This window comes from Nocardia carnea, assembly GCF_029869215.1.
GTDB classification, from domain to species: Bacteria; Actinomycetota; Actinomycetes; order Mycobacteriales; family Mycobacteriaceae; genus Nocardia; species Nocardia carnea_B.
On sequence record NZ_JARWPM010000359.1, the window covers coordinates 1 to 17,808 of the forward strand.

Sequence of the window (17,808 nt, forward strand, 5' to 3'; positions counted from 1 at the left end):
CCGCGGTGCCTTATGACTCGCCGCTTGGTGTATCGACCCGGGGCGGCGGCACAGCTGCCGGATGTGGCTGTGCAGCCGCCTGCGGCGACCGGTGAACGCAGGGTCCGAGAACGCCCACGTCCTTTTCGTACCGAGTGGTATCGAACGATTCGTCAGTTGATGAACCGCTATCTAACGGTACATAAAGCGCATCAAAAAGCGCTGCCGGTGCCCGGCAGGCCCGCGAGCCCGGCCAAGGGGAGGGGCAGGTTGTGCAGCGAGGGCAGGTGCAGCACCGGGATCGACGGCAGCAGGGCCGGCGGGGGCGGCGGGATGTAGGGGTTGGGCATGTTCCAGGTGGGGTTCTGGGTGCCGCCCCCGTTGTTGTGCCCGTGGCCGGCGGGGCCGTCGTTGTCGTGGCCGCGGTTGCCGCCGTAGCCGGCGTGCGAGTCATTGCTCCGGCCGTTGTGGCCGTTGTTGAAATCGTCGTTCCAGCCGTCGTAGTTATGCCGGTTGTGGTCGCGATATCCGTAGTTGCCGTTATCGTCCCAGCCGAAGCCGTTATCGCCGATGCCGTAGTCGCCGGGCCGGCTGTCGCCGATCCGGTTGTCGCCGAAGCGGCTGCCGCGGTCGCTGTCGCGGTCGTTGCCGGAACCGCGGGAACCGTGCGAGTCGTCGCTGATCGTGGACGCGCCGGCCGGGTCGGCGAGGGCGGTGCCGGCAACCGCCAGGGGCGCGAGGGCGATGACCGCGATCGCGGCGATCCGGGCGGCGATACGGCGGGTGCGCTGTTCGGGGGTTCGGTTCATCGGTGGAGTCCTCACTCGTCGCGCCCCGTGGGCGGCGGGGCGGTAGCGCTCCGGGGGGAGCGCTTATCGATACATTCATTACCGTACCGCTATGCAACGGCACATACAACAGGTAATAGAAAATGCCCCTATACGTGGCGCACGCCGACCGTTCGCTGTGAGTCCGGGCTCGGCGGCTGCGGATCCGCAGGACCGGAAGCAGTCGGGGCGCAGGCCCCGGTAGACGATCGGCATCGTCGGCGCGGCGCCGTGCCGACTGCCTCCGGCAAGCACGGCTTCACCTCGGGCAGCGGTGCCGCTCATCGGGAGGTGCACGGCGACTCCGGCGGGTAGCCTGTGCCGGTGGGGTCGAGGGAAGACGTGCCGGGCACGACGAAACGTCCGGGCGTGGCGCTGGCCGCGGTCACCGCTGTAGTGTTCGTGACCTTCCTGGATACCACGGTGGTGAGTGTCGCGCTGGGCGCCATCCGCAGCGAGCTCAAAACCGATGTGACCGCACTCCAGTGGGTCGTCAACGGCTACACACTCGTCTTCGCCTGCCTGATGCTGGCCGGCGGATCTCTCGGCGATCGCTGGGGCCGCAAACGGGTCATGATCGTCGGGCTGGTGATCTTCGCCGCCGGCTCCGTGGTTTCGGCGCTCGCGACCAGTGTCGCGGTGCTCATTGCCGGCCGCGTGATCATGGGTGTGGGTGCGGCCGCTTCCGAACCCGGCACCCTCTCGGTGCTGCGGCATATCTTCCCCGGTGAAAGGTCCCGCGCGAAGGCACTCGGCGTATGGGCGGCGGCCTCGGGGCTGGCGCTGGCGGCCGGGCCGGTGCTGGGCGGTGTGCTGGTACACGCGTACGGGTGGCGTTCGATCTTCTGGTTCAACCTGGTGATCGGTGCGGTGGCGCTGGTCGCCGCGTTGTGGTCGGTTCCGGAGAGCGCCGATCCGCGCCCCGAGCCGATCGACTGGGCCGGCGCGCTGCTCGGCGCCGGTTTCCTCGGGGCGATCATCTACGCCGCGACCAGTGGCGAGGAGGTCGGTTACACCGCGCCCTCGGTGCTCGCGTTGTTCGCCGCCGGGGCGGTGGCGCTGGTCGCGTTCGTCGCCGTCGAACGGCGGGCCCGCGCGCCCATGCTCGACTTCCGGTATCTCCGCCTGCCGACGGTGCGCAGCGCCCTGGTGGTCGCGTTCGCCGTCTACTTCGGTGTCTTCTCGATCTTCTTCTTCACCGCACTGTATCTACAGGTGATGCACTCGTATTCGGGTGCGCGTACGGCCGCGGTATTCGCGCCGATGGCCGCCGCGATCATCATCGGATCGCTGGCCGCGGGCTACTGGGTGGGCCGCCGGGGTGCGCGGATACCCATGATCGTCGGCTGCGTACTCGGCGCCGGCGGGATCCTGCTGACCCGGCTCTCGCTGGCGAGTTCGGTGCAGGACCTCTCCTTGGCGGCCGCGATGGCGGTGGCGGGCGCGGGTTTCGGGATCGCGGTGGTGCCGTTGACCTCGGCCGTCATGTCGGCGGTACCGCCCGAACATTCGGGTATGGCGGCCGCGGTGACCAATACGATGCGCCAGGTCGGTTCGGCGTTCGGGGTCGCGGTGCTCGGTGTACTGGTGAATTCGCTGCTCACCGCGGACCTGAAGCAGCGGATGACGGAGCTGGGGCTCCCGCCGGACTTGCAACCCGGCGCGGTCGAAGCCGTCGAACGTGGCGGTATCCCCGAGGGGTTCAACATCACCCCGTATTTTCCGTACCTGGGGAAATTGAACGAGGTCATCGAAACCGGGAAGGTCGCCTTCCATCACGGACTGGATGTGGCACTGCTGGTTTCGGCCGTCATGATCCTGGCCGCGGCGGCGTTCACCGCGCTGGATCCGGCAAGCCGCCGGCCTGCGCCCGAAGGCTAGGTCGCCCAGCGGTTCCGGGTCAGGGGGTTTGGATGGCCGTGAAGGTCATCCGGTCGCCGCGGTAGAGCGAGCGGCGGTGTTCGATCGGGATACCGGCAGGGTCGTAGGAGACGCGTTTCAGCAGGAACATCGGGGTGCGGGTGTCGACGGTGAGCAGCGCGGCTTCGCGGGCGTCGGGCAGGGTGGTTTCGATGCTGTCGACCGCCTTCGCGAAAGAGATGCCCCGGGCGGCTATTTCGGCGTAGAGCGAGCGGGTGTAGTCGAAGGTGTCGATCAGGCCGGGGTAGCGGTAGGCGGGCAGCCGGGTGGTTTCCAGGCCGAGGCGGACGCCGTCGGTGGTGAGGACACGTTCGAGCTGGATGATCGGATCGCCCGGTTCGATGGCGAGTTGGGCGGCCAGTTCCGGGTCGGCGGTGAGCCGCGACCAGCCCACCAGAATGCGCGTGGCACTACGTCCTTCGGCGCGGGCCGCCTCGGTATAGGAGCCCAGGGCCAGCGGGAGAACCAGTTTCGGACCGGCCACCAGGGTGGTTTTGCCCTGTCGTTCGATCCGGCCCGCGACCAGCAGCTCCCGTAACGCCTGGCGCACCGTTTCCCGGGCCACGTCGAAACGCACCGCGAGATCGCGTTCGGACGGCACGGTGGCGCCCACCTCGAGCCCGTCGAGCAGTTCCTCGATGCTCGCGCGCACGATCTGATGTTTGAGCACCCGGGGCTCCGCGGTCGACGTCACGGTCCAACCCTACCGCGACCGTGGTCTATACCAGCTGTTAACCCAAGGTTCGCTCAACGGCTGTTCCCTGGTCTATACCAGCATGGCATTCTCGGTCCTGTGCAAGACGACACCGCTATCGCCCTGGCAGTACTGGATATGGCCGGCACCACCGTCGCCGACGACGGCGCCGTGATCGCCGCCTTCGACGACGCCGCCACCGCGGTGGGACTGCCGGAAAGCGGCCCCGAGCGGGACAAGGCCCGCCAGTACGTGATCGATACGATGGGCCAGTCGAAAATCGTGGTTTTCCGTGCACTTTTCGGTTCCGACCATCGCGCAGCAGTTGCCAACGCGGCCTTCGAATCCGCCTACGAACGCCATATCGAAACCGGCTCCGTCACCGCGATCCCGGGCGCCGCGGAAGCCATCGCGAAGCTGCGCGCGTCCGGCATCAAGGTCGCGCTCACCACCGGCTTCAGCCGATCCACCCAGCGCAAACTCCTCGACGCCCTGGGCTGGGCCGAAGTTGCCGATCTGGTGCTGGCCCCCGCCGACGCCGGTCGCGGCCGCCCCTATCCCGACCTGGTCCTCACGGCGTTGCTGCGCCTGGAGGTCGACGACGTCCGCCGGGTCGCGGTGCTCGGTGACACCGCCAGCGACATCATCTCCGGGCTCCGGGCCGGCGCGGGCGTCGTCGCCGGCACCCTCACCGGCGCCCACGACGCCGAAACGCTGCGCGCCGCCGGTGCCACCCATGTGCTCGGGTCCGTCACCGAACTGCCCGCCCTGCTCTTATCCGCCTGATCCGCTCCGCCCTTCTCTCCCAAGGACGTTCCATGTTCTTCCGTCGTCGTCATACCGCGGCCGCCGTACTCGCCGGCCTGGCTCTCACCCTCTCCGCCTGTTCCGGTTCCGATTCCGAGGCGGTGAACGACCAGGGCTTCCCGGAGACCCTGACCCTCGCCGCCATCCCGGCCGAGAACTCCACCGATCTGAAGTCCAGCTACGAGCCCGTGATCGCGCTGCTGGAGCGGGAAACCGGATCGAAGGTCGAGTTCGTACAGGCCTCCGACTACGCGGGCGTGGTCGAGGGTCTTATCGCCGGCAATGTGGACCTGGCGTTCTTCGGGCCCTTCGCCTACGTCGTCGCCGGGGTGAACGGCGCCGAGATGACCCCGCTCGGTGCGGTGGTCAAGGACAAGGGCACGCCGCCCGGCTACCAGTCCTACGGCCTCGCCCGTGCCGATAACGCCCAGGTGAACGCCCTCGAGGATTTCAAGGGCAAGAAGGTCTGCTTCGTCGATCCCGGCTCGACCTCCGGATTCCTGTATCCCTCCGCCGGTTTGATCGAGAAGAAGGTGATCGCATCCGGTTCGGAGGCCGATCTCTCGGCCGGTCTGCAGCCGATCTACGCCGGCGGTCACGACGCCTCCGCGCTGGCCATCGCGGCCGGTGACTGCGATGCGGGTTTCGCCTTCGACACCATGGTCGACAAAACCCTCATCGAGAAGGGTGACCTGAAGCCCGGTCAGCTGAAGACGGTGTGGAAATCGGAAACCATCGCCGGTTCGGTGTTCGCCGCCAACAACGATCTCGGCGCCGACACCATCGCGAAACTGAAGACCGTCTTCACCGAGAAGGTGAACGCCGAATACATGCTCGGCGAGGGCCTCTGCACCGGCGACTGCCGGATCACCGACGAACGGGCCTGGGGTGTCGTCCCGGCGGAGGACGCCGACTACAACGGCGTGCGCCACGTCTGTGAGGTCACCGGCTCCGAGAAGTGCAAGGGCTGATTCCGATGCCACCCGCGCCGCACCGGCCCACTGTCGCCGGGGACGACACCGTGATCTCCGCGCAGTCGGTCACCAAGAAGTTCGGCGATACCACCGCGCTCGACGATGTGTCGTTCGAGGTGCACCGCAGTGAGATGGTCGTGCTGCTCGGGCTCTCCGGGTCCGGTAAATCGACCCTGTTGCGGTGCCTGAACGGACTGCACCCGGTGAGTTCGGGCCGGATCGAGGTCGACGGCACCCGCGTCGACCTCGCCTCCGGGGCCCGGCTGCGGGCCCTGCGGCGCGAGGTGGGCTTCGTCTTCCAGCAGTTCAACCTGGTCGGGCGGCTCAGCTGCCTGGAGAACGTGCTCATCGGCGGCCTCGGTCGGATCGCGCTGCCGCGCTACGGGGCACTCACCTACCCCAAACGGATGCGGCTCGAGGCGCTACAGCATCTCGACCGCGTCGGGCTGGCCGATCTCGCCGAACGCCGCGCCGATACCCTCTCCGGCGGCCAGCAGCAGCGGGTCGCGATCGCGCGGACCCTCATGCAGCAACCCAAGGTCGTGCTCGCCGACGAACCGGTCGCCTCGCTCGACCCGGAGAACGCGGGCGTGGTGATGGACCTGCTGTTCCGGGTGTGTATCGAAGAGAAACTGACGGTGCTGTGCACCCTGCACCAGGTGGATCTGGCGATGGGCTGGGCGCACCGGCTGATCGGGCTGCGGGGCGGGGTGAAGGTGCTGGACCGGCCCGCGGTGGGCCTTTCCAAGGACGAGGTCATGGAGATCTACCAGCGGGTCGAACCGGCGGTGGCCGAAGCGAACGCGGCCGAACCGCGATGAGCACCCTCCTCCTCCCGCCGCCGCAGGCCGCGAAACCGCGCGTGCCCACACCGATCCGCACCGTCCTGCTGCGGACATGCGCCGCCGCCGCGGTACTGGCCACGCTGGCGGCGGCCTGGTACATCGATTTCGCGCCGGCCACCCTGATCGACGGTCTCGACGAAATCGCCGCGCTGCTGGAGCGGATGCTGCCGCCGCGGCTCGACGATCCCGGCCGTATCTCCGTGCTCGCCGTCGAGACCCTGCTCATGGCGGTGCTCGGCACCGTGCTCGCCGCGGCGGTATCGGTACCACTGGCGTTCCTCGCCGCCCGTAACACCACCCCGCATCCGGCGGTCTACGCCGTGGCGCGGGCGATCATCACGTTCTGCCGGGCCATGCCGGACCTGTTGTTCGCCGCGCTGTTCGTGCGGGCGCTCGGTATCGGTGTGCTCCCCGGCATCCTGGCGCTCGCACTGCATTCGATCGGGATGCTCGGCAAACTCTTCGCCGATGCGATCGAACAGACCGATCCAGGCCCGCGGGAAGCCGTGCGCGCGACCGGCGCCGGGTACTTCCGGGAAATGCTCAATGCGGTGGTCCCGCAGGCCGTTCCCGCGTGGATCAGTACCTTCGTCTACCGCATCGATATCAACCTCCGGATGTCGGTGGTGCTCGGTTTCGTCGGCGCGGGCGGTATCGGTTTCGCCCTGCAGGACGCACTGCGCGGGCTGATCTATCCACGGGCCCTCGGCATTGTCGGCGTGATCCTGGTGATCATCGCGGCCATGGAAGTGCTCACCATCGTCATCCGGCGTACCCTGCTCACCGCGTCGCCGGCGGGGCCGCGCCGAGACCGGCTGACCCGCTTCGCCTTCGGTGGTCTGCTGGGTATCACCTGTCTCGCGTCGCTGCTGGTGCTCGAGATCGACCCGTGGTCGCTGCTGACCTGGCCGTGGCCCTCGTTCGAGGTGTTCGGCCGGATGATCCCGCCGGATTTCGGGGCGCTCGGCACCGAACTGTTCGACGCGGCCGTGCAGACCGTCGCGATCGGCCTGGTGGCTACAGCCATCGGCGTGGTGCTCTCGATCCCGCTGGGCATCCTCGGCGCCGCGAACGTCTCCCCGCATCCGGCGGTGTACTGGTCGGCCCGGGCCTGGATTCTGGCGGTGCGCGCGGTACCCGAACTCATCATCGCGGTGGTGTTCGTCGCGGCGCTGGGTTTGGGCCCGATCGCCGGAACGTGCGCGCTGGCCATCGGTTCGATCGGCTTCCTCGGCAAACTCGTCGCCGATGCCGTCGAGGAAATCGACCCCGGCCCGCTGGAAGCTGTCCGCGCGGTGGGCGGCGGGTGGTGGAAAACGCTGTTCGCCGCGGTAGTGCCGCAGGCCGTGCCCTCGATGATCGGGTCGAGTCTCTACCTGCTCGACGTCAATATCCGCACCTCCACGGTGCTGGGCATCGTCGGTGCGGGCGGTATCGGCTACCTGCTGTTCGAGGCCATCCGCACGCTGAACTTCGATATCGCCGGCGCCATCGTGATCGTCGTCTTCGTCATCGTCTACACCATCGAAAGGCTCTCCGGATGGATACGCTCACTCGTCGTCTGACCCGCGCGGCCGTCTGGTCCGGTGACGGCGTGCGGGTGCGCGAGGTCGAGCTTCCGGAGCCGGGTCCGGGGGAACTCCTGGTGCGGGTGCGGCTGGCCACCGTCTGCGGGAGCGATCTGCACACGGTCTCCGGCCGCCGCCCGGCGCCGTCGCCCTCGATTCTCGGCCACGAAGCCGTCGGGCACGTGGTTGCCGCCGGGCCCGGCGCCGAACAGGAGATCGGCGACCGGATCGTCTGGTCGGTCACCGCCGCCTGCGGCCGGTGCGGGCGTTGCCGGCGCGGCTTCACCGCCAAATGCGAGCAGGTGCGCAAGGTCGGGCACGAAGCATTCACCGGTGACTGGCCGCTGTCCGGCGGCTACGCCGAGCACATCCTGCTACCCGCCGGCGTCACCACCGTCGTGGTGCCCGATATGGTCCCCGACGCGGTCGCCGCACCCGCCGGCTGCGCGACCGCCACCGTGATGGCCGTGCTGGAAGCCGCCGGTGACCTGACCGGCCGCCGAGTCCTGATCTGCGGCGCGGGCATGCTCGGAGTCACCGCGGCCGCCGCCTGCGCCGAACGGGACGCCCGGGTGGTGATCAGTGATCCCCATCCCCAGCGTCGCGCGTTGGCCGCCCGCTTCGGCGCCGAACCGGATACGGGTGGCACGATCGATATCGCCCTGGATTTCTCCGGTTCGTCCACCGCGGTGGCCGGCGCGTTGTCCCGGCTCGATCTCGGTGGAATCCTGGTACTCGCCGGTTCGGTGACCCCCGGGCCCACCGTCGCGCTCGATCCGGAATCGGTGGTCCGGGGCTGGCTGACCATCACCGGGGTGCACAACTACGAACCCCGCCACCTCGTCCGCGCGGTCGAGTTCCTCACCCGCACCTGCCGCACCATGCCCTGGAGCGATCTCGTCGCGGCCCCGGTCGCCCTGGATGCGATCGGCACCGTCCTGGAGCCCACGCCGCGGGAAGTGCTGCGCGCCTCGGTCACTCCGTGATCCCGGCTCCGGGCGTGCTCGGTGTTGCGGCGGCCGGTGCCCAGGGGGACGATTGAGCGGTGGTGCAGCGCAGGACGGCGGCGGGACGCGCCGGACAGCCCGAATTCTCCCTCGACTACGAACCCGACGCACTCACCGAACTGGGTATCGACTGGCTCGTCACGGGTCTGGAGGAGTCGATCCGCGAAGGCAGCCGGTTCCCGGTCGGCGAGACCGTGGGCATCGGCTGGCTGGACTGCTACGTGATGGATCGCGGAGACGGCACCATCGGCCTGTGTGAACCCGATTTCGTGCACGATCCACCGGAACTCGTACCGGGCGCGGCGAATGCGCTGGAGCAGACATGGTTCCAGCGCGAAATCGCCAGAAGCGTCGGGCTGGAACCGGAAATGGACTACCCGCACTATCTCCAGCACGCGTCCACCTGCACCGAAATCGGCACCGTCGATACCGTAGTCATGCATCGCTACCCGTACGGCGAAGGCGAATCCGGCTGGTTCATCGGCTGCCGGGGCGAGTCACACCAGCACACCGGCGATGCCTTGCGCAGCGCGACCCTCTACCGGCTCGCGATCACACAACCCAAGATTGTCGGCTACCTCGCCCTGCCGCACGACTGCACGGTCGTGCTGGGTTCCGGGGCACCCGCGCTCACCCGCCACAACCGGCGGCTGAGCGCGGAGCCGGAATCGCTCCTCGCGACGCTGTACCCCTGACGCCGTTCAGCGGCGTTCGACGCGCTCTTCGGGCGCGGCGACCGGGCCGCGGTCGCGGAGGTAGGTTTCCAGGGCGTCGAGGTCGGTGGGGCCGACAGTGGTATCGGTACCCCGGGTGAAGATCGTGAAACCGTCACCGCCGGAGGCGAGAAAGTTGTTGGTGCTCACCCGGTAGACCGCGACCTCGTTCAGCGGTGTGCCGCCGATACGGACCGACTCGTCGATCACCTTCTGCCCGGGCGGGGCCGTGTCGTCGTAGGCGTAGGAAAGACCGGCGACCGAGAGCACCGCGGGTTTGCTCGCGTTGTCCCACTGCTGTTCCAGCAGGTCCAGGATCTGGCGGCCGGTGAGGGTCAGCGTCACCACCTGATTGCCGAAAGGCTGGGTCTCGTAGATGTTCCCGTAGGTGATCGGACCCTGATCGATATCGGCGCGAACACCGCCGGGATTCATGAACGCGGCCACCGCCTGCGCCGATTCGTCGGTGACGTCGAGCATCGCATCGGCGATCACCGCGCCGAGCGGCGATTCGCCGGTAGCGCTCGCCTTGGCCAGCGGTGCGGTGGCGGTGCCCACCACTCGACCGGCCCGCGGGGCGGCCTGGGCGGCGTAGAAATCGATCAGCCCGGTGATCTGCGGGTCGGGTTCGACCTCGCGGGTGACCACGCGGTTCACCGCACCGGCGGTGACCTCGCCGTCGGCGAAGCGCAGGGTGACGTCGGTGATGAGGCGGCCGTAGGACGAGCCCTGGGTGACGACCTTGCCGTCGAACTCGCAGACGTAGGGCTGATGGCTGTGCGCGGTGAAAATGACCCGCACGGCCGGATCGGTCCGCGCGGCGAGGTCGGGGACATCCGGGCTGATCTCGGCGCAGCCGTTGTAATCGGCGGTTTTCGCCGGGGTGCCCTGGCCGCCGCCGTCGTGCACCAGCGCGACCACGGTTTCCGCCCCCGCCTGCTTCATCGCGGGAACGTATTTGTTGATGGCTTCCGCCTGGTCGCCGAACGTATAGCCGCGGATGCCCTCGGGGAAGACCAGCTTCACCGTTTCGGGTGTCACCGTGCCCACCACACCGATCTTGTGGCCGCCGACTTCGATCATGGTCCACGGCCGGACGTCCGGCGGCAGCTGCCCACGGGCATTGGTGAGGTTCGCGGCCAGGAAATCGAAATCCGCACCGGTGAACGGTTCGCCCGGCGAGCAGCCGTCCGGTGCGCACCCGCCCTTGCTCAGGCGGGCCAGTTCCAGCACACCGTGATCGAGTTCGTGATTGCCCACCGCCGAGGCCGCGGTATCGATCCGGTTCAGGAACTCGATCGTCGGCTCGTCGTGGAACAGTGACGACACCAGCGGACTCGCCCCGATATTGTCGCCGGCCGAGAGGACGGCGCTGTCCGGGTAGGCGGTGCGCAGACGGTCGAGGTGGGTCGCGAGGTAGGCGGCGCCGCCCGCGGTGTATTCGCCGATCAGCCCGTTGCTCGCCTCGGGCGGTTCCAGATGGCCGTGCAGATCGTTGAAGGCGAACAGATGCACCTCACCCGGTTCGGCCGCCGGAAGGTCATCGGTGGAAATCAACGGGACGACTCCGGGCGGTGCGGGCGCGGGATCCCCGCCCCCGGAACAACCGGCCAGCAGCACGACACTCAACGCGACAGCGCACCCGGACGCCGCCCGACGCAGAACGCTCATACCTACCCACTCTGGCAGCGCAGTTCGGCCGTCAGACGACGCTACGGTGAACTCCTGCCGCGTCCGCGAGAACTCCGGCCGCGGCCGGAGTGCGCCGCCGCATACCTGAGCATGCACCGCATCATCGGGGAGCCACCCACGGGCCCAATCGATGGGCTCGCACACGCCGTCGCCCCGGCACCTACCCACTACGGTGCCGAGGGCGCGCCTCCCCGCAGTCGGCCATTGTGGGCGGCTACGTGCCGAGTGCGGTTGTGGTCAGCATCTTTTCGATCAGGTCGGCCGCGTGCTGGGTGCCGCCTTCGGTGCGGGCCTGTGCGCTGAGCCGGCTGCATCGATCGGCCACTTCGGGGTCGGTGGTCAGGGCGAGGAGCGCGGCACGCAGCGCCTCCGGGGTGGCATCGGGGGTGTCGATGTGGCGGGCCACGCCGAGTTCGACGAGGCGGTCGGCGTTGTCGAACTGGTCGACGGCCTGCGGGACGGCGATCATCGGGACACCGGCGGACAGACCTTCGCTGCTGCCGCCCATCCCGGCGTGGGTGATGAACGCGTCGGCCTGTTGGAGGATCGCCAATTGCGGAACCCAGGAATGGATTTCGATATTCGACGGGATCGCCCCGAGTTCGGCGGGGTCGACGTAGCGGCCGATCTGGAGGATCACGTGCCAGCCCGGGAGGTCGCCGAACGCTTCCAGGCAGTTGCGGTAGAACGCGGGTTGGCGGGTGTAGGCCGATCCGAGGGAGATGAGCAGTATTTTCTCGGCGGTGGCGGGGCGGGTCCAGGTGTCGCGTTCGGCGCGGCCGCCGAAACAGGGGCCGACGAAGGTGACCGTGTCGGCGTCGACCCGATCGAGTTGTGGCTGCATCGCCGAGGGGATCATCGCGAGCGCGCGCGGGGGATGCCCGGAGAACCTGTCCGGATCGGTTGTGACGGCGCCGGATTCGCGCAGCCACGTGGCGAATCGGTCGTGGAAGGCGTCGGCACCCGGAAGTTGCCGCAGGAATGCGCCGACTTCGTCTTCGTAGCCGGACCAGCCGACGTAGGTCGGGGACAGTTGCACCAGGGGACGGCGCTGGGTTTCGGCGACGGTGCGGATCGCGTAGCCGCCGATATCGTACATGTACAGGTCGGCCGGGTCGGGATCGTAGGCGGCACGCAGCTGCGGGAGCGCGTGTATCGCGTTGTCCAGGAACAAGCTCATCGCGCCGATGGGATCGTCGGGCCAGTCGTTGTCCTCGGTGGGCAGGATCGAGTGGCAGGGGATCAGTTCGGCGCCGGTGCCGGTGATGAGGTCGGCCATCGACGGGTCGTTGGCGTAGGTGACGCGGTGACCGCGGGCGACGAGTTCACGGATGATCTCGAGGCTGGGCAGGACATGGCTGATGGCGGGCACGGAGGCCATGGCGATATGAGCAGGGCGAACAGACATGGGAAGGCTCTCGTTTCAGGTCTACGGGGGCGGAGCTGCGGTCACGTGACGGCTCGGCCGGGATAGGCGCGGCGTGCGGGGACCGGGGCGGGACGAGCGTCCCGGAAGGGCTCAGAAGTAGATCTGCTGAAACAACATGGGTCCGAGTGTAACGGCGCCGGCGAGATCGCTCCCCACGGGTCGGCGGTTCAGCGCCTCCTGGTGGCGAGGTAATCGTGCCCGCCGACAAGGAAGGTGTGACCGATTGTGGTAAGGCGCGCTCATCCCGTGGCGGGACCGAGAGAGCTGACGGGCTGGTGGAGCCCTCTCCGGGGAGGGTAGTCTCCGGGGCGACCCGACGTCCCGGGGAGAGGTGAAGGAGTCTTCACTAGATGGCCGGTCGCCCGTTGTCCGTCGCGGAGAGTGAACGCCTGTGGCAGGCCTGGACTCCCGCCGAAGTCGCCGAACGGCTCTCGGGCGCCGCGCCGTGTTGGTATGTCGTCGCCGGGTGGGCGCTGGACCTGTTCGTCGGCGGTCCCGGACGGGTGCACTCCGATCTCGAAATCGGGGTGCCGCAGGAGCGGTTCGGTGACATCCAGGAGGCGTTTCCCGGCTTCGAATGGGACGTCGTCGGTGACGGGTACGTCTGGCCGTTTCCCGAGGAAGCGGACAGCCAGCACCAGACATGGCTGCGTGAGCCGGCGACGGGGCTGTATCGCCTGGATGTGTTCCGCGAGCCGTACCTGGGCGATCGCTGGGTGTGCCGCCGTGATGCCTCGATCACGCTGCCTTTCGACGAGCTGATTCTCCGCACTGCCTCGGGCATCCCCTTTGTGATCCCCGAGGTCGTTCTCCTGTTCAAGGCGAAAGCCCGGCGAACCAAGGACGAAGGGGACTTCCTGCGTGCGCTCCCCGCGCTGGACGGCCAACGGCGGTCTCGGCTGTCCGGATGGCTCTCGCGAGTGCACCCCGGCCATCCGTGGTTGGAACCGCTTGCGAATCAGCGGCCTTGACGATTGTCTCCGCTTCAGAGCCATAGCCGGCGCGGGACAGTGGACCCACCTGCCGGGGTCGCCTACCGCTCGGGATGGTGCGACGTGCAGTCGAAGAGTCTGTCGAGGTGGTAATCGATGGCAGTCAGCGCGGCGTCGGGATCGATGACGTCGAAGTCCAGAAGCGGGGTGAAGCCGGTCAGCGCGAGCAGGAGGTTTGTCTCGATCGCCGGTTCGCGATCCGAGGGGATATGGCCATCGGTGATTGCTTGCCTGATGAGGCGTTCGATCAGTGCTCTGCCGTCGTGTAGTCCGAGGCGGGCCTGTTCGTGAAGCTCTGGGTCGTGTAACGCCTCGAGGGCGTAGGCGGCGCTCATGCGGCTGGTGGCGCGGGCGTCCGGGTGCAAGGGGAGCATCTCCATGAGCGTTATTCGCAGTACGTCGCGCGGGTGTGGAGGTGAGCCGAGGCGGTCGATGCTTCGGGTGACGCGCCGTGAGGTCTGTTCGGCAGCGAACTCCATAGCGAATACGAGCATCGCTGTCCGGGAGCTGAAATAGTGCTGGACCTGTCCGAGGGAGGCATCCGCCTCGCGGGCGATCGCACGCATCGTCGCTCGGGTCCAACCTTGTTGGTCCACTACTCGCCACAGGGCGCGCGCGATGGTTTCGCGACGTTCTCGGTGATCGACCTGTTTGGGCACGCCAATCCCTTCCGGCTGATTCCATACGCCTGACATAATACAGCTGACTTGAAAAAGGGAGTTATGAGGATGACCGACCAGTGGAGTGCGCGATGACCGCATTCGCCGACCCTGAGCTGGAGACAGCGTATTTCGCGGCCTACGACGCGGTGATGGCATATTGGCCGGTGCCGGCCGAGACGATAGATCTCCCGGGGCGGTACGGAACGACACGAGTCACGTCCGCGGGCCCGGCCGCAGCGCCGTCGCTGGTCCTGCTCCACGGATACAGCGGCACGTCCGGAATGTGGTACCCGGTAGTCGGTTCGCTGGCTGAGGAGCATCATGTGCGGGCCGTGGACACCATCGGCGAGCCGGGGCGCAGTCGACACACCGGCGCCGCCTTGACCAGCATGGACGATCTCGTGGACTGGCTGGCGGAAACTTTCGACCTGCTCGGGCTACCCGCCGCCGACCTGTGCGGCCAGTCCCTGGGCGGGCACCTGGCGTTCCGGTTCGCGCTCGCCCATCCCGACCGGGTGCGGCGGCTGGTGCTGCTCGATCCGCCTCTGGTCTTCGCCGGGCTCAGCCCCGAGTTCGAGGAGCTGGGCCGCAACCGCGACCCGCACCCGACTTTCGAGGCGGCCCGCGCGCTGCTGGCATCGGGCGCCCCCGGCAGCGGACCGGCGCATCTGGAGGCCTACCTCGACCTGCTCGCTCACGGAGCCGCTCACTTCCCGGCCTCGCCGATCGTCCATCCCCACCTGCCGGACGAGTTGACGCACTTGCCGGTCCCGACCCTCGTCGCGCTGGCCGGGGCGAGCCAGGTGCACGATTCGGAGGCGGCCGCGGAAGTCGCGCGGCGGGCCGGGGCGCATACGGTGATTCTCCCCGGTGCGGGGCACGGCCTCCTGGCCGACGTCGAACCTGTCCGCAGCCTGGTCCTGGAACACCTCCGGCGAAAGGACTCGCCGGGATGACGCCGCATTCGATGCAACCGGTCCGGTGGTGGTTGTGCTCCTGATCCCGGGCGCGGCCGGTGAACTTCCACTACCCTGAGCACGCATTACGAAAAGCATTCCCCATGTGGGAGATTCGGCAAGGAGAGTTGATGTCGGCGGTCCGGAAACTGGTGGAGAACTACTACGAGCTCATCGACTCCGGTCAGCTCGCCGAGGCGGCCGCGTTGATGACCGACGACGTGAAACTGACCTTTGCGAACGCCGAACCGGTGACCGGCCGGGACGCGGCGACGGCCTCCATCCAGTACGTGCTCGACCAGACCACGAAGATCGAGCACAAGGTGGTGCACTGGATCGAACCCCATCCGGCGACCGGCGGCGTCACCGAGGTGATGTTCGAGATCCGCATCCATTACTGGCTGAAGACCGGTAAAGAGGTCGACATCCCGGGCGCGGTGTACGCGACGGTGAACGCGGACAACCAGTTCACCGAACAGCGTCTCTACGGTGACCTCACCGAGGTTTTCGCCGGCTGAGCCCGCGGACGCGACGACGGCCCGGACCTGCGCGGCCCGGGCCGTCGTTGTGCGGTGTGCTACTTCGGTGCGGTCAGGTCGTAGACGGTAACGCCGTCGACCTCGGTCGCGGTGAAGTTGTCCTGTACCCACTGGGTGATCTCCGCGCTGATACCCGTCCGGCCCCCGGGCCCACCGCTACTACCGCCGAGGAAGTAGTGGATCTGCCCGGACTCGACATACTGCTGGAACTGTTCCAGCGTGGGCGAGGGGTCGCTGCCGTTGAAGCCGCCGATGGGCATGATCGGCAGTTCGGTGGCCAGCTGATATCCGGCCGCGCTGTTCGCGGAGACGGTGGCGCCCGCCCAGGTGTAGGCCCCGGCATCCTCGGTCAGCAACGCGATCAGGGCATCGGTGGGCTTGCTCGCGCTCATCACGCCACCGCCGGGCCCGCCGCCCATTCCGCCGGGTCGGCCCATACCGCCGTCCGGCCGGCCTCCGGTCGCGGTCATGCCACCGTCGCCCTGAGTTCCGGCGCTCCCGCCGGGGCCGCTCGAGGTTATGCCGGGCGCGCCGCCGTTGCCGCCCGGTGCGCCGGTGCCGGGACCATCGGCACCGCCGGGTAGAACGGGCATTCCGTCTGCTCCGCCCGGTGCGCCCGGAAGGCCGTTCGTTCCGCCGGGCACAGCCTGCATCCCGCCCGGCCCGCGGAATATCACCGGCCCGTACATCCCCGGCGGCCGCATACCGCCGAACATGCCGGTATCCGGGCCGGCGGTCGGAATCGATCCCTGATGAGCGGAGTTCAGTGTGTCGACGGTGTAGGCGACCGGACCGGCCAGCCCGACCGCCGCGGCCAGCAGGGCCGCCACCGTCGCGGCCCGGCGCGGGAGCGGCAGCAGGAGCGCGAGGGCGGCGACGATACCGCCCACCAGAATCGCCCACCGCAGCCAAGGCAGGAAATCCGCGCTGCGCGAGAGCAACAACCACGCGGTGGCGGTGGTCAGCGCGACCGACGCTGCCGCCAGGACGCGCACCCACCAACGGGACCGATTGCGCCAGAACAACACCGCACCGATGCCCACCAACGCCGCGATCGCCGGCGCCAGTGCCACCGTGTAGTACTGGTGGAAGATACCGGCCATGAAGCTGAACACCAGCCCGGTGACCAGCAGCCAGCCGCCCCACAGCAGTATCTGGGCGCGGGCGGTATCGGTGCGTACGGCCCGGCCACGCAACAGTAGTCCCGCGACGAGCGTCACCAGGGCGGCGGGAATCAGCCAGGCGATCTGGCCACCCTGGGCATGATCGAACATCCGGGCTATTCCGGTTTGTCCCCACATCCCGTTTCCGCCGGGCGGCAGTTCACCACCCGGGCCGACGCTGCCCGTCTCGTTGCCGTTCAACCGGCCGAGCCCGTTGTAACCGAGGGTCAGCTCGATAATCGAATTGTTCTGCGATCCACCGATATACGGCCGCGAATCGGCCGGCCACAGCTCCACCGCCAGCAGCCACCAACCGGCCGCGACCACCATGGCCGCGCCCGCGGCGGACAACTGCGCGATCCGTTTGCCCAGTTTCGGCGGTCCGGCGAACAGGTACACGAGTGCGAGCACCGGCACCACCAGCATCACCTGCAGCTGTTTGGCGAGGAAGCCGAAACCGATACAGGTGCCGGTGAGCACGAGCCAGCGCCAGCGACCGTCGTCGAGGGCGCGCGTCATCGCCCACACCGCGGCGACCATCAGGAACACCAGCAGCGCGTCGGGGTTGTTGAACCGGAACATGAGCGCGAACACCGGGGTCACCGCGACCACCAGGCCCGCGATCACACCTGCCGCCGGGCCGGACGAACGCCGGACGGTCGCCCACAGCACGGCCACCGTGCCCAGCCCGAGCAGCACCTGCGGAACCAGCATGCTCCAGCTGTTCAGTCCGAACAGGCGCACCGAAAGTTCCATCACCCATAGCGAGGCCGGGGGTTTGTCCACGGTGATCGAGTTCGCGGCATCGGAGGAACCGAAGAAGAACGCCTTCCACGACACCGAACCGGCCTGAATGGCGGCCGAATAGAAGGAGTTCGCCCAGCCGTTCGCGCTCAGGTTGTAGAGGTAGGACAGGCCGGTGGCGAGCAGTAGCACCGCCAGCGCCGGGTACTCCCAGCGCCCGGCGCGGGCGGACCCGCGACCGGAGGGGGTGGTCGCGGGTTCCGCGGTATCGGCGGGAGCGGCGGTGATCGTCATCGG

Annotated in this window: 16 protein-coding genes; 10 read left to right on the forward strand and 6 right to left on the reverse strand. The window is 68.3% G+C overall.

The annotated features are described in order from the left end of the window. Nucleotides 1-191: 191 nt before the first annotated feature. Nucleotides 192-788 (reverse strand): hypothetical protein, encoded by a 597-nt coding sequence (locus QH276_RS24925; RefSeq protein ID WP_280398281.1) that lies wholly within the window; start codon nt 786-788, stop codon nt 192-194. Between the two features lie 342 nt (nt 789-1,130). Between QH276_RS24925 and QH276_RS24930 the strand changes: the two genes are divergently transcribed. Then, on the forward strand, nt 1,131-2,687 hold the full coding sequence (locus QH276_RS24930; RefSeq protein WP_280398282.1) for an MFS transporter: 1,557 nt from the start codon (nt 1,131-1,133) through the stop codon (nt 2,685-2,687). Between the two features lie 19 nt (nt 2,688-2,706). Here QH276_RS24930 and QH276_RS24935 read toward each other — a convergent pair whose 3' ends face one another. Then, nucleotides 2,707-3,420 (reverse strand): GntR family transcriptional regulator, encoded by a 714-nt coding sequence (locus QH276_RS24935; RefSeq protein WP_280398283.1) that lies wholly within the window; start codon nt 3,418-3,420, stop codon nt 2,707-2,709. Between the two features lie 99 nt (nt 3,421-3,519). Between QH276_RS24935 and QH276_RS24940 the strand changes: the two genes are divergently transcribed. Genes QH276_RS24940 through QH276_RS24965 form a run of 6 tightly spaced genes read left to right on the forward strand, consistent with a single transcriptional unit; the run spans nt 3,520 to nt 9,316 of the window. Continuing rightward, nucleotides 3,520-4,206, forward strand: a complete 687-nt coding sequence (locus QH276_RS24940) for a phosphonatase-like hydrolase (RefSeq protein ID WP_280398284.1) — start codon at nt 3,520-3,522, stop codon at nt 4,204-4,206. A gap of 32 nt (nt 4,207-4,238) precedes the next feature. Continuing rightward, nucleotides 4,239-5,198 carry a phosphate/phosphite/phosphonate ABC transporter substrate-binding protein gene (locus QH276_RS24945; protein WP_280398285.1) on the forward strand — a complete coding sequence of 320 codons (960 nt, stop codon included), beginning with the start codon at nt 4,239-4,241 and terminating at the stop codon, nt 5,196-5,198. 5 nt (nt 5,199-5,203) lie between these two features. Beyond that, the gene (gene phnC, locus QH276_RS24950; protein ID WP_280398286.1) at nt 5,204-6,022 is read left to right on the forward strand and encodes a phosphonate ABC transporter ATP-binding protein; all 819 of its coding nucleotides are present in this window, start codon (nt 5,204-5,206) and stop codon (nt 6,020-6,022) included. Then, nucleotides 6,019-7,611 (forward strand): phosphonate ABC transporter, permease protein PhnE, encoded by a 1,593-nt coding sequence (phnE, locus tag QH276_RS24955; protein ID WP_280398287.1) that lies wholly within the window; start codon nt 6,019-6,021, stop codon nt 7,609-7,611. Before phnC ends, phnE begins: the two co-directional genes overlap by 4 nt. Then, on the forward strand, nt 7,587-8,600 hold the full coding sequence (locus QH276_RS24960) for a zinc-binding dehydrogenase (protein ID WP_280398288.1): 1,014 nt from the start codon (nt 7,587-7,589) through the stop codon (nt 8,598-8,600). Before phnE ends, QH276_RS24960 begins: the two co-directional genes overlap by 25 nt. Before the next feature lie 59 nt (nt 8,601-8,659). Then, nucleotides 8,660-9,316 (forward strand): immunity protein Imm33 domain-containing protein, encoded by a 657-nt coding sequence (locus tag QH276_RS24965; RefSeq protein WP_280398289.1) that lies wholly within the window; start codon nt 8,660-8,662, stop codon nt 9,314-9,316. Between the two features lie 6 nt (nt 9,317-9,322). Here the strand turns inward: QH276_RS24965 and QH276_RS24970 are convergent, their stop codons facing one another. Continuing rightward, entirely contained in the window at nt 9,323-11,005 is a 1,683-nt protein-coding gene (locus tag QH276_RS24970) for a bifunctional metallophosphatase/5'-nucleotidase (RefSeq protein ID WP_280398290.1), read from the reverse strand. A 235-nt stretch (nt 11,006-11,240) separates the two neighbouring features. After that, nucleotides 11,241-12,434 (reverse strand): macrolide family glycosyltransferase, encoded by a 1,194-nt coding sequence (locus QH276_RS24975; protein WP_280398291.1) that lies wholly within the window; start codon nt 12,432-12,434, stop codon nt 11,241-11,243. Nucleotides 12,435-12,805: 371 nt separating this feature from the next. Between QH276_RS24975 and QH276_RS24980 the strand changes: the two genes are divergently transcribed. Further along, nucleotides 12,806-13,426: a hypothetical protein gene (locus QH276_RS24980; protein WP_280398292.1), complete on the forward strand. Its 621-nt coding sequence runs from the start codon at nt 12,806-12,808 to the stop codon at nt 13,424-13,426. A gap of 62 nt (nt 13,427-13,488) precedes the next feature. Here the strand turns inward: QH276_RS24980 and QH276_RS24985 are convergent, their stop codons facing one another. Further along, nucleotides 13,489-14,142: a TetR/AcrR family transcriptional regulator gene (locus QH276_RS24985; RefSeq protein ID WP_280398293.1), complete on the reverse strand. Its 654-nt coding sequence runs from the start codon at nt 14,140-14,142 to the stop codon at nt 13,489-13,491. Nucleotides 14,143-14,198: 56 nt separating this feature from the next. Here QH276_RS24985 and QH276_RS24990 point away from each other — a divergent pair, with 56 nt between their 5' ends. Together QH276_RS24990 and QH276_RS24995 are read left to right on the forward strand one after the other, a co-directional pair. Then, on the forward strand, nt 14,199-15,065 hold the full coding sequence (locus QH276_RS24990; protein WP_280398294.1) for an alpha/beta fold hydrolase: 867 nt from the start codon (nt 14,199-14,201) through the stop codon (nt 15,063-15,065). Nucleotides 15,066-15,196: 131 nt separating this feature from the next. After that, the gene (locus QH276_RS24995; protein WP_280398295.1) at nt 15,197-15,583 is read left to right on the forward strand and encodes a nuclear transport factor 2 family protein; all 387 of its coding nucleotides are present in this window, start codon (nt 15,197-15,199) and stop codon (nt 15,581-15,583) included. Nucleotides 15,584-15,642: 59 nt separating this feature from the next. Here the strand turns inward: QH276_RS24995 and QH276_RS25000 are convergent, their stop codons facing one another. Continuing rightward, nucleotides 15,643-17,805 carry a glycosyltransferase family 39 protein gene (locus tag QH276_RS25000; protein WP_280398296.1) on the reverse strand — a complete coding sequence of 721 codons (2,163 nt, stop codon included), beginning with the start codon at nt 17,803-17,805 and terminating at the stop codon, nt 15,643-15,645. Between the last annotated feature and the right edge of the window lie 3 nt (nt 17,806-17,808).